9 protein-coding genes are annotated in these 13,515 nt (G+C 38.1%); 4 read left to right on the top strand and 5 right to left on the bottom strand.

Annotated features, from left to right (window positions below):
- The first annotated feature begins 121 nt into the window (after positions 1-121).
- Positions 122-1,207: a 3-deoxy-7-phosphoheptulonate synthase gene (locus A9G30_RS04160; RefSeq protein WP_065588156.1), complete on the top strand. Its 1,086-nt coding sequence runs from the start codon at positions 122-124 to the stop codon at positions 1,205-1,207.
- A gap of 73 nt (positions 1,208-1,280) precedes the next feature.
- Here A9G30_RS04160 and purL read toward each other — a convergent pair whose 3' ends face one another.
- Complete coding sequence (gene purL / locus A9G30_RS04155; RefSeq protein WP_065588155.1) at positions 1,281-5,183, bottom strand: phosphoribosylformylglycinamidine synthase; 3,903 nt, start codon at positions 5,181-5,183, stop codon at positions 1,281-1,283.
- Positions 5,184-5,852: 669 nt separating this feature from the next.
- Between purL and A9G30_RS04150 the strand changes: the two genes are divergently transcribed.
- On the top strand, positions 5,853-6,383 hold the full coding sequence (locus A9G30_RS04150; protein ID WP_065588154.1) for a gluconokinase, GntK/IdnK-type: 531 nt from the start codon (positions 5,853-5,855) through the stop codon (positions 6,381-6,383).
- A 46-nt stretch (positions 6,384-6,429) separates the two neighbouring features.
- On the top strand, positions 6,430-8,235 hold the full coding sequence (gene edd, locus A9G30_RS04145) for a phosphogluconate dehydratase (RefSeq protein WP_065588153.1): 1,806 nt from the start codon (positions 6,430-6,432) through the stop codon (positions 8,233-8,235).
- A 105-nt stretch (positions 8,236-8,340) separates the two neighbouring features.
- Here edd and A9G30_RS13145 read toward each other — a convergent pair whose 3' ends face one another.
- Both A9G30_RS13145 and A9G30_RS04135 read right to left on the bottom strand, forming a co-directional pair.
- Positions 8,341-8,562, bottom strand: coding sequence for a hypothetical protein (locus tag A9G30_RS13145; protein WP_065588152.1), 222 nt, complete (start codon positions 8,560-8,562; stop codon positions 8,341-8,343).
- Entirely contained in the window at positions 8,559-9,965 is a 1,407-nt protein-coding gene (locus tag A9G30_RS04135) for a thiamine pyrophosphate-dependent enzyme (protein ID WP_065588151.1), read from the bottom strand. The genes A9G30_RS13145 and A9G30_RS04135 overlap by 4 nt, the downstream gene beginning before the upstream one ends.
- Positions 9,966-10,131: 166 nt before the next feature.
- Here A9G30_RS04135 and A9G30_RS04130 point away from each other — a divergent pair, with 166 nt between their 5' ends.
- Entirely contained in the window at positions 10,132-12,009 is a 1,878-nt protein-coding gene (locus A9G30_RS04130; protein ID WP_081295640.1) for an SLC13 family permease, read from the top strand.
- Between the two features lie 255 nt (positions 12,010-12,264).
- Here the strand turns inward: A9G30_RS04130 and ubiA are convergent, their stop codons facing one another.
- Positions 12,265-13,092 (bottom strand): 4-hydroxybenzoate octaprenyltransferase, encoded by an 828-nt coding sequence (gene ubiA / locus A9G30_RS04125; RefSeq protein WP_065588150.1) that lies wholly within the window; start codon positions 13,090-13,092, stop codon positions 12,265-12,267.
- 158 nt (positions 13,093-13,250) lie between these two features.
- Positions 13,251-13,515 (bottom strand): molecular chaperone TorD family protein (locus A9G30_RS04120; RefSeq protein WP_176700838.1); only part of this gene is annotated, 265 nt, incomplete at its 5' end.

The following is a 13,515-nucleotide window of genomic DNA, read 5'->3' as shown; positions in this document are numbered from 1 at the left end:
TTCTAAGCAAACAATAAGAATTTTATTTACTATTATGTAATTTTGTGTTTACATACTAGTCGTCTATGTAATTAATATTTTACATATAAAATATTTAAATGGTTTTAACAAGGAAAGCAAAATGTTAAAAGATACGCTAAATAATGTCCGAATTAAAGATGAACACATGTTAATCACACCTGAAGAAATAAAACAGCTTTACCCGTTATCCCACGATCTAGAAAACCAAATTGCCTTATCAAGACAAACTATCGTTGATATTTTAGAGCGTCGAGATCATCGATTGCTTATCGTATGTGGTCCTTGCTCTATTCATGATACTGAGGCAGCACTTGAATATGCACATAAATTAAAAAAGCTATCGGACGAAGTGAAAGATAATTTATTTATCGTCATGCGTGTCTATTTTGAAAAACCTAGAACAACCGTGGGTTGGAAAGGTATGATTAACGATCCTCATATGGATAGTTCATTTGATATTGAACATGGATTAAAAAAAGCACGTAAATTACTACTGGATATCACTAAAATTGGTTTACCAATTGCAACCGAAGCGTTAGATCCTAATACTCCGCAATATATTGGTGATTTAATTAGTTGGTCAGCAATCGGAGCAAGAACAACTGAATCCCAAACGCATCGAGAAATGGCTTCAGGGCTATCCATGCCGGTTGGTTTTAAAAATGGAACCGATGGTAGCTTAGATGTGGCAATTAATGCAATGAAATCTGCATCTATGGCGCACCGCTTTGTTGGTATTAATCAACAAGGGCAGGTTACAATATTACAAACTATGGGTAATCCGCATGGACATGTTATTTTACGTGGCGGTAAAACACCTAATTTTGATGCTGAAAATGTCGCAGTGTGTGAAACACAAATGCAAAAGGCAGGTTTATTACCTAATTTAATGATTGACTGTAGCCATGCCAATTCTAATAAAGATTATCGTAACCAACCGATTGTTGCTGATACTATTATTGATCAAATCGAAAAAGGTAATAATTCCATTATTGGTGTGATGATTGAAAGTAATTTATTTGAAGGGAATCAACCATCAGAGCAACCACAAGAAAACTTGAAATATGGTGTGTCTGTTACTGATGCTTGTATTAGTTGGGAAACAACTGAACAATTATTACAAAAAATGAATAACCGGTTAGCTAAGTCATTAACTCAAAGACAAAAACAATCAGCGCAAGCTTAATCTTTGTAAACAACAATCATAAAAAAATCGCCGATGTTATCATCGGCGATATTGTTTTTAGTGTGAACTGAACTTACCCAAGTTGCTTACGCACATTACGGAACATTCGCATCCAAGGACTATCTTCGCCCCAGTTATCAGGATGCCATGAATTGGTCACAGTCCTAAATACTCGCTCGGGATGTGGCATCATAATGGTTACACGTCCATCTTTGGATGTTACGGCAGTAATACCATTTGGCGAGCCATTTGGATTGGCAGGGTATTGTTGAGTTACTTTGCCAAAGTGGTCAATATAGCGTACTGCAATTAATCCAGAGGTTTCTAATTTGTGAAGATGACTATCATCGCAGACCTCAACACGCCCTTCCCCGTGTGAAACCGCAATTGGCATATGTGAGCCATTCATATCAGTAAAGAATAATGAAGGGCTAGGTTGAATTTGCACTAAGCTAAAGCGCGCTTCGAAACGCTCGGATAAATTGCGTACAAAACGAGGCCACAAATCAGCGCCCGGAATTAAATCCTTTAAATTCGACATCATCTGACAACCGTTACAAACCCCTAGTGATAGGGTATCTTGACGATGGAAGAATTGCTCAAATTCATCACGTACTTTTTCGTTAAATAAAATTGATTTAGCCCAGCCTTCACCAGCCCCTAAAACATCACCATAAGAAAAACCGCCACAAGCCACCAGTGTATTAAATTGGCTAAGCGTAATGCGACCTGAAAGTAAATCTGTCATATGCACATCGACTGCTTCAAAGCCAGCCCTATCAAATGCAGCAGCCATTTCAACATGAGAATTAACACCTTGCTCACGTAAAATTGCCACTTTCGGTTTGCTCCCTTTGGCTATATAAGGCGCGGCAATATCTTGCATTGGATCAAAGGTAAGCTTCACATTCAAGCCCGGATCGTCTTCATTCTGTTTAGCTTGATGTTCTTGATCTGCACATTCAGGATTATCTCGTAAGCGTTGCATCTGCCATGTCGTTTCTGCCCACCATGTTCTTAAAGTTGAACGTGATTCGCTGTATACCATCGAGGTATTATTACGCACAATGAATTGCTGACCAGCTTTAGCCGATCCTAACTGATGAATAGCATGAGAAAGCCCAAACTGCTTAAAGCAATTCATGACTTCATCTAAATCACTGCCTCGAATTTGAATAACTGCGCCTAGCTCCTCATTAAATAAAGAAGCAATCACATCACGACCAAGGGAATAAATATCAACATCAATACCACAATGCCCAGCAAATGCCATTTCTGCCAAAGTAACCAATAAACCACCATCGGAACGATCATGGTAAGCAAGTAAAGATTTTTTAGCTATTAACGTTTGGATAGCTTGATAAAAAGAAGCTAATTCTTTGGCATCGTGAACATCAGCCGTTCTTTGCCCTAGGTGACGATAAACTTGTGCTAATGCGGTTGCACCTAATGCTTGATGACCTTTTGATAAATCAACAAATAATAATAAATTATCTTCATCTGTATCAAGTTGTGGTGTGACGGTTTTGCGCACATCTTCCACGCGAGCAAATGCAGAAATCACTAACGACAATGGTGAGGTTACCGTTTTCTGCTCACCATCTTGTTGCCATGTGGTTTTCATTGACATGGAATCTTTACCAACTGGAATGGCTAAGCCTAATGCAGGGCATAACTCTTCACCAATAGCTTTAACTGCTTGGTAAAGACCAGCATCTTCGCCTGGATGCCCAGCTGCTGCCATCCAGTTAGCCGAAAGCTTAATACGCTTAATATCACCAATATTGGTCGCCGCAATATTGGTAATTGCCTCACCAACAGCTAAACGTGCTGATGCGGCATAATTAAGTAAGGCTACTGGCGCTCGCTCACCCATTGACATGGCTTCACCATAATAGCTATCAAAGCTTGCTGTTGTAACAGCACAATCGGCCACGGGTACTTGCCAAGGTCCAACCATTTGATCTCGAGCAACCATACCGCTTACAGAACGGTCACCAATCGTAATTAAAAATGTTTTTTCCGCTACAACGGGCAAATGTAGCACACGCTTTACGGCATCATATAAATTAATATCCGATGTGGAAAAACGATCGCCTTCGGCTTGCCTAGATTTCACCTCACGTAACATTTTTGGTGTTTTTCCCAATAAAACATCTAACGGCAAAGCTATCGGGTTATTATTAAAATGTTCGTCATGTAAAATCACAGCTTTATTGACGGTTGCCTCACCAATAACGGCATAAGGTGCTCGTTCACGCTGACAGAGTTCATCAAACAGCGCTAATTTATCGGGATGAATAGCAAGAACATAACGCTCTTGTGATTCATTACACCAAATTTCTAGCGGTGACATGCTGGGTTCATCGCTAAGTATTTTGCGGAGTTCAAATTGCCCCCCACAGCCACCATCACTAACCAGTTCGGGCATCGCATTAGATAAACCACCTGCGCCCACATCATGAATAAATAAGATAGGGTTATCTTCGCCAAGTTGCCAACAACGATCGATAACTTCCTGACAACGACGTTCCATTTCTGGGTTATCTCGCTGAACAGAAGCAAAATCAAGATCCGCATCCGACTGACCAGATGTCATTGATGAAGCCGCGCCACCACCAAGCCCAATATTCATAGCTGGGCCACCTAAAACAATCAATTTAGAGCCTGCAGGAAACTCACCTTTTTGAATATGTTCATGGCGAATATTACCAATACCGCCTGCTAGCATAATAGGCTTATGATAACCGCGAAGCTCTTCACCATTATGGCTATTAACCTTTTCTTCATAGGTACGAAAATACCCTAATAGAGCTGGTCGCCCAAATTCATTATTGAAAGCAGCACCACCAAGCGGACCTTCCATCATAATATCAAACGCGCTAACAATACGATCAGGCTTACCAAAATCTTGTTCCCAAGGCTGTTCAAAATGAGGAATGCGTAAGTTAGAAACGGAAAATCCGACTAATCCTGCTTTGGGCTTAGCACCTCTTCCCGTTGCCCCTTCATCACGAATTTCACCACCACTTCCCGTTGCAGCTCCTGGCCAAGGAGATATGGCTGTTGGGTGATTATGCGTTTCAACTTTCATTAAAATATCAGCAAATTCTTGATGATATCGATAAGTTTGATTGTCATTATCAGCAAAAAAACGCCCGACTTTAGATCCGTCCATAACCGCGGCATTATCTTTATAAGCGGATGACACATAATCTGGCGTATGTTCAAAAGTATTCTTTATCATCTTAAACAATGATTTGGGTTGCTTCACACCATCAATAATCCAGTCAGCATTAAAAATCTTATGCCGACAATGTTCAGAGTTTGCTTGAGCAAACATATAAAGTTCAATATCCGTTGGATTACGGTTTAATTTTTGGAAATTCTCAACCAAATAATCAATTTCATCATGGGCTAATGCTAATCCTAATTTAAGATTTGCTTCGTTTAATGCTTGGTGACCTTGTCCTAATAAATCAATTACCGTTACTGGTGCTGGTTTATCGGCTTTAAATAATTTTTCTGCTTGAGCAAAATCCGTAAATACCGTTTCCATCATGCGATCATGAATCAAGCTTTCAAAAGCGACTTGCTGTACTTGAGTAAAAGGGCTACCCATTTTAACATAATACGCAATACCCCGCTCAATTCGATGAACCTGCGTTAACCCACAATTATGCGCGATATCGGTTGCTTTTGATGACCAAGGTGAAATCGTTCCGGCACGAGGCGCCACTAAAAAGAGTTGTCTTTGGGTTTTATGCTCACCATTTACTTGCGTTGATTTAGGGCCATATTGCAATAACTTATCAAGCGTCAACTGGTCATCACTCGTTAAATCTTTAAACAGATCAATAAAATGAATATATTGCGCGTCAATATTAATAACGGGGATGGATTTTTCACGGCAAACAGATAGGATTTTACTTATACGAAATGCAGATAAAGCAGAAGAACCAGCTAAAATTTTCATGCTAATTACTCTTTTTAAGCTAAACATAGGCAAAAATAGAACAACATTATAAAAGAAAGTGAACGACGTGGCTATTTAAAACATTGATTTTACCAAAAAGACTCAGACAAATAGATGGTTAAGTATAAAAAGAGGAGTTACTGGTGTATCTCAAGTCTAAATAAGCACAACAACTTTAGGATGTAATAAATGGTTAGTCATTGTGCAATTACTTTCCTTGCTCGCTATAAGTTGTTAATTTGAAGTTGATGTAATACATTATCTCCACTGTTAAAATGGTATAGTATCCTGAATATTTTTTACAAAAAATAAGTAAAACACCCCATTGTTTTGAACTTTGCAGCTCGATTAACGGCAAGGCGATTTAACAGAGATACCTATCTTAGTTTCTTTTAATTAAGTTTCTTTTAATTTTGACTAAACAATCAGAATCCCATTTGCTGGGCCTTTATATACCTTATAAGTAGAAAAACCAATTGCTACCGCTAAACAATCAATCCTAGATTGTCGTACATATTATTTGATAGTATCTGAAACAACAAAAGTTCTATCTATTTAAAAATCAAAAGAAAAACCTGATCCAGATCACAAAATAAACTTTTTTAAATTGCAAAAAAAATCTTAATTTGTAACATGTTACCAGTAACAAAATAGGTGGAAGAGTTTACTATGACAACACAAGATAAACCAATTTTTGTATTAATGGGTGTGTCAGGTTGTGGTAAATCAGCGGTTGCCAAGCAAGTAGCTTATAACCTTGATGCGTCTTTTTTAGATGGCGATTTTTTGCACCCTAAAGCCAGTATTTTAAAAATGCAAAATGGCACATCATTAAACGATGAAGATCGAATGCCTTGGCTTAACCTAATTAGCAATGCCGCATTTGCAATGTGCAATGTTAATGATGTTTCAATTATTATCTGCTCAGCGTTAAAACGAAAATACCGAGATATTATTCGTGGTGAAAATAAAAACATTCACTTTATTTATCTAAAAGGAAGCTATGACGTCATTGCTAAGCGATTAGCTAAACGTAAAGGCCATTACCAAAAAAGCGAAATGCTACAATCACAATTTGACACGCTAGAAGAGCCAACGATTCATGAAAAAAATGTCTATACGGTTAACATTGAGCAACCATTAACTGATGTTGTCAATGATACAGAGCAAGTCATACGTTCAATATGTAACTGTGAATAATATAAATAAAATTGAAAAGATAACAATGATAATTTAAGAGGTTAATGTGAATCGCATCATTCAAGCTGTAACTCAACGTATTATTGAGCGTTCTAAAGCGACTCGCCAAGCTTATTTACAAAAAATAGAACACGCGATGATTAAAAAAGTCACCCGCTCTAGTTTGCCATGCAGTAATTTAGCCCATGGTTTTGCGGCTTGTTGTATTAATGATAAAAACGATCTAAAAAACATCTTAAAAAGTAATATTGGCATTATTAATTCCTACAATGATATGCTTTCAGCGCACAAGCCTTACGAATGCTATCCTGAACAAATCCGCAAAGTACTTCACGAAGTTGGCGCTGTTGGCCAAATGGCTGGTGGTGTGCCGGCTATGTGCGACGGGGTAACTCAAGGCGAACCTGGAATGGAATTATCATTAATGAGTCGTGATGTCATAGCCATGTCGGTAGCAATTGGGCTTTCACATAATATGTTTGATGGCGCACTATACCTTGGCATTTGCGATAAAATCGTGCCTGGCTTATTGGTTGGTGCATTAACTTTTGGGCATTTACCTGCCATTTTTGTTCCTGCTGGACCAATGCCATCAGGGCTATCAAATAAAGAAAAAGTGCGTATCCGCCAACTTTATTCGGAAGGTAAAGCCTCGCGTGAAGATTTGCTTGAGTCTGAATCAGCTTCTTACCATACTAGTGGCACTTGCACCTTTTATGGTACAGCCAATAGCAACCAAATGGTAATGGAATTAATGGGGTTACATTTACCTGGCGCGGCATTTGTTCATCCTGAAACAGCATTACGTTTTGAATTAACTAATGCTGCTGCTAAACAGATCACTCGCCTAACTAGCCAATCGGGTAATTATATGCCCGTTGGTAAAATGGTTGATGAAAAAGTCATCATTAATGGCTTAGTGGCATTACTTGCCACTGGGGGATCAACCAATTTAACTATGCACATTGTAGCCATGGCTAAAGCTGCGGGAATTATCATTAACTGGGATGATATTTCAGACCTGTCCACCGTAGTACCCTTAATTTGTCGAATTTACCCAAATGGACCTGCTGATATCAACTATTTTCAAGCTGCTGGAGGCACATCTTTATTGGTTAGAGAATTATTGGCAGGAGGTTTATTACACGAAAATGTACAAACCGTGGTAGGGCATGGACTTAGCCGTTATACCCAAGAGCCTATTTTAGAAAATGGTAAACTCATCTTTCGCGATGGCCCAACAAAATCATTAGATGATAGCGTGATTGCCTCAATCCAAAAACCGTTTAATTCACATGGCGGATTAAAAGTGATGTCTGGCAATCTTGGCCGTGCAATAATGAAAACATCGGCAGTTGCGTCTGAACACCAAATTATTGAAGCACCTGCAGTCATTTTTAATAACCAATATGATTTAGATGCTGAATATAAGGCCGGTAAGTTAGATAAAGACTGCGTGGTTGTTGTGCGTTATCAAGGACCCAAAGCCATTGGTATGCCAGAATTACACAAATTGATAACACCGCTAGGTGTGCTACAAGATAAAGGTTACAAAGTTGCATTATTAACTGACGGTCGATTATCAGGCGCATCAGGAAAAGTTCCAGCAGCGATCCATGTTACCCCTGAAGCTTATGATGGCGGTTTACTTAGTAAAGTACAAAATGGCGACATGATCCGTGTAAATGGGCAAACAGGTGAAATAACCCTATTAGTTGACGAAGCAGAATTAGCTAAACGTACACCTTACCCTTTCGAATTAACCGATTCGCATCTTAGTTATGGAAGAGAGCTATTTACCATTATCAGAGAAAATTTAACTACCGCAGAAGAAGGTGCGGTTAGCTTTTAATACGTTTAATCTGCCACATACAGTGGCAGAAATCTTAAGAAAATAGACTAAAAATTAGGTATTAGCTGAAACTTCTTTATAAATAAATTTATCGGTATAAATAAATTATTTCTTTATAAAATTATCTACCAATAAATTTACCACTTCCCCCATTTTTCCATGTAATGAGGCTTTGACACCATAAAGTGCCATTCCCATTACTTGCGATGCGTGGATTTCAGGGGGCATAACAAGTTCATTAGCACTGGTTTTAACATCTAATAACGCTGGACCAGAGTGAGCTAAAAATGATTGCACAGCAGATTCAAGTAAATCAGAATCATTCACCCTGATAGAAAAAAGATTGAATCAGCAAGTCTTGCAAAATCAGGATTTTTTAAGTCAGTATAGTGATCAACTAACCCTTCCGATTTTTGCTCTAATTCAACAAAGTTAAGCGAGCTATTATTTAGTACAATAATTTTTATAGGCAACTGTTCTTGAATTGTGGTTAATAAATCGCCCAGCAACATACTTATACCGCCATCTCCTGACAAGGAGATCACTTGCCGATTTGGAAATGCTTTTTGTACTCCTAAAGCTTGTGGCATCGCATTAGCCATTGTGCCATGTTTTAAACTGATTACGGTGCGTCTTTTGCCATTGGTATTAAAATGGCGACAAGCCCAAACCATTGCCGAACCGACATCAGCACAAAGTACAGCATCATCAGTTGCATATTTATCAATAAGTTCAGTTAAATATTGAGGATGAATGGTTGAGCGAGAAGGAATCGTTTTTTTATTCAATTTTTTCATTGATTTGGTGTACAATTTTTGGCATAACCCTAAAAATTCATCATCTTGTTTCTCATCAACTAAAGGTAGCAGTGTTGCCAAAGCCGGTTTACAACTCCCAACTACACCGATATCAACAGGATGCCGCCGTCCAAGGTGAGTTGCATCAATATCAACTTGAATAATAGCAGCATTATCTGGGTAGAATTGTGACCATGCAAAATCAGCACCTAACATTAAAAGCACATCACATTCTTTTATTGCGGTGGTCCCTGACTCAACGCCAAACATTCCTGTCATGCCAACATTGTAAGGGTTATCATATTCAACAAAGTCTTTAGCTCTCGAAGTATGTACAATAGGCGATTTTAATTTATGAGCTAAAGCAATGAGCTCATCATGAGCTTCATAGACACCTTGCCCTGCAAAAATAGTCACTTTATTATTTTTATTTAACATACTGGCAATTTTGCTAAGTTCTTGATCAGATGGACGAATAATAGGGTGAGGATGATAAATTTTACGGCGGCTATTATCCTCCACTTTCTCTAAACTCACATTATACGGAATGACTAAAACGGCTACGCCTCGTTGGTTAATTGCCGTTTGAATGGCTGCTGTAGTGATTTCTCTTACTTGAGTAGGATCATTGATTTGCCGACAAAATACAGAACAATTTTTATATAACGTTTCAAAATCAACTTCTTGTGGGAAATCTGTTCCTTGCTGTGAAGTAACAAGCTGGCTTGCTAACAAAATAACAGGAACTCGATTACGTTGTGCTTCATAAATACCATTAATAAAATGCAAACTGCCTGGCCCACAAGAGCCAGCACAAGCAGTGATTTGATCGGTCAAATAAGCTTCAGCTCCTGCAGCAAAAGCACCGACTTCTTCATGACGAACATGCACCCACTTTGAAATAACGCGAATAGCCTTTAAAATAAACAGCAATAAATGCTAAAAAACAAGCAATGAACAGAACACTTGCCCGCTTATTGCATAACAAACTTTGTGTGAAGATATTCCCTATTGCAATAAACCAAGGTATTATGTCGAAAATCTTCTCGAAACAATAGAGTGATATTCCGTGGAACAATCGCCATCTGGACATAATTTAATGTCATCGATTACTGCCTTTTTACCGAGCTCTTTTTCCCAATATTCGCCACTGATTACTGTCTGCTTATTATTGTTTATTGCAATTATGCTATTCTCATTGAGCAAATTAAGAATGGACATTATTGCATTACTGACAATTACAGCCATTACCATCACTGGCGTACTCACGCCATCAGAAGCATTAGCAGGCTTTAGTGATCCCAACATAATCCTAATTGCATTACTATTTATAATTGGAGAAAGCCTTGTAAGAACAGGTATCTCATACAAAATGAGTGAGTATATTCTTAAAATAGCAGGCAAAAACGATATCCGTATTATTATCTATATCATGTTAGGCGTTGCCTTGCTCGGCTCAGTAATGAGCTCAACAGGCGTTGTTGCTATTTTCATCCCTGTTGCCATTAGCATAGCTAATCATACAGGCATTCATGTAAAAAAATTAATGATGCCACTTTGTATTGCTGCTTTAATTAGTGGCATGATGACTTTAGTGGCCACAGCCCCCAACCTAGTTGTCAACAGTGAACTGAGCCACTTTAAACTAACTGAATTTGGTTTTTTTTCAATTACACCAATTGGTTTAGGTGTTTTAGCAGTTGGTATCATTTACTGTATCTTAACTCGAAATTGGTTACTTTCAGCGGAACAGACCTCACTCACCAATACTCAGCCACAAAGGCGAAAAATAACCGATTTAATTCGAGACTATAAATTAATTGGCCGTGCACACCGAGCACAAATATTCGCTGGCTCACCTTTTGTGGGGCGCACTATCGATGGTTTACATCTACGTAGTGAACACGGCGTAAATGTAATTGGTATTGAGCGCTGGCGAAAATTCCAAAAAGTACTAATCCCCGTTAATGGCTCAACTGAATTTCGTGAAAATGACATTCTATTACTTGACATGTCTCATTCTGAAGCCGACTACCGCACTTTTTTAACCACCAATAACCTTGAACCGAAAATATTACGTGGCGAATATTTTTCAGAACAAGTTAAAGAAGTCGGCATGGCCGAAGTTGCACTATTACCAGAATCAACATTATGTGGTAAAACACTCAATGAAATTAATTTTAGGGGAAAATATTTCCTAACTGTCATTGGCATCTGGCGCAATCATGCCCCTGTTGAAACCAACAACTTATTCCAAGAGCGCCTAGAAATGAGCGATACATTATTAGTGTGTGGTGACTGGGGATCGATCCAAAAACTACAAACACGAACAAGCGATTTTGTTGTATTAGATTACCCATCAGATATTGATGATGTTGCACCAGCAAGTTCACAGGCATATGCAGCATTAATTAATTTAGCCATAATGATTCTATTAATGGTTACAGGTATTGTACCAAATGTCGTAGCTGCACTCATTGCCTGCTTATTAATGGGTGCAACACGGTGCATTGACATGGCCAGCGCTTACCGAGCAATCCACTGGCCAACATTAATTTTAATCATTGGTATGATGCCCTTTGCATTAGCACTCAATAAAACAGGAGGGATATCACTTATATCCGCATGGCTCGAAATCCACCTGCGCCATTTTGGTCCTTATATGGTACTAACATTTATTTTTTTATTATGCTCAACAATTGGCTTATTTATATCCAATACCGCAACAGCCATTTTAATTGCACCAATTGCTATTGATTTAGCATTAAAATTTGGCTATTCGCCATACCCATTTGCTATGACGGTAGCCATTGCAACATCAGCGTCATTTATTACGCCAGTGTCTTCACCAATTAAAACCATGGTAGTAGCACCTGGAGGCTATAGCTTTGGAGATTTTGTCAAAATTGGCGTGCCATTAACGTTTTTGGTGATGGCAGTTGATATTGCACTAGTGCCAATATTCTTGCCATTTTAAAACTGAACGATTTTTTATTAAAAGCAAATGTGATATATGGAGAGTATTTAGTGTTGCTTTGTTTCGAGTATTTTGAGATTTGCTGATATAATAAGATATTGATGAGGGCTTCAGAAACCATACTAGCTTTTAAAATAAAGCATTTTTACCCTCAAAAAAAGTCAGAAAAAACATTGATTTTATTAAGTTTTTTTAAGTGATTTATACTGCACTTGTTAACCTCTGTTCACGAGCGATCTAGTTTAGGGCTCATTGTCAAGCAAACAACAAGCCTAAAAAAATAATAAAACCAACATAATTATTATTCATAAAGGCACTAAAACATTTGTTTCTATCTCGATTTTTTATTAGCCATTGTTGGTAAATAAGTAGTCCTATAACCAATAATAAAGCCATATAAAACATCAGCGATAACTGATTGACTAAACCAATAAATAACAAGCCAATAACAGATATTATCTGTAATAATCCAATAATTAATTTATCATAATTGCCAAATAAAATAGCCGTGGATTTGATGCCAATTTTTATATCATCATTACGATCAACCATCGCATATTGGGTATCGTAAGCAATTGTCCAACAGATATTAGTCAAGAAAAGTATCCAGCACGTTAAGGGGAACTGTTCAATGGTTGCTGCATATACCATCGGAATACTCCAACTAAATGCGAGGCCTAAGGTGACTTGTGGTAAATGGGTGTAACGCTTCATGAAAGGGTAAATGAGTGCGGTAAGTAACGCAAAGCAAGCAATTAGCCATGACAGCTTATTTAAATTTAATAATAAACAAAGCGCTATCAGTAATAAGACCAATAGCGTCCATAGTGCGTTTTTTTCGGTTAATGCACCTCGAGCAAGGGGGCGGTTTTTTGTTCGCTCAACGTGTGCATCAAAGTGGCGATCGGCATAATCATTCACGACACAACCTGCCGAGCGCATAACAAACACGCCAAGCACAAAAATAATAGTAATATAAGTAGATGGATGACCCGTAAGCCAAATAGCCCAAAGTGTGGGCCAGAGTAAAAGCAATGATCCAATTGGCTTATCCAATCGCATGAGTTGTAAATAAGCTAACATTAATAATATCTATTTTAAATAAATCATAATAGCGATTATACCGATTACGCTAAAAGCTGCAATGTTATGGTATGGCAAGTTATACCCAATGAGTGATGCCAATGAATATTTGCCCAAAATAACCACATTAGATTGAATCGGTTTGCGTAAGATGTTAATCACAGCATGTGTAAATATTGCTCAGCAATTACCGCTAACGCTTGATAAAATGGGCTAATCTGGCTTTTCTGTAGCTTTTTTAAATAGGCTGATGACCAACTTAACAAATGTTCATCAATTAATTGTTTTGCCGTTACATGGTGATTATTTTCCAACAACATAGCGTATGCCATAAGCATTAATCCAAATTGATCTTCTGGCTCGTTTATTCCTGTATTGAGTTTTACCCCATGTTGTTGCAGAAATTGACGATAGCTTTCTAGT

The organism is Gilliamella sp. Fer4-1, from assembly GCF_001690515.1.
Classification (GTDB): domain Bacteria; phylum Pseudomonadota; class Gammaproteobacteria; order Enterobacterales; family Orbaceae; genus Gilliamella; species Gilliamella apicola_C.
The sequence above is the reverse complement of the archived record's forward strand: the minus strand, read 5'-3'. Positions and strand labels throughout refer to the sequence as shown.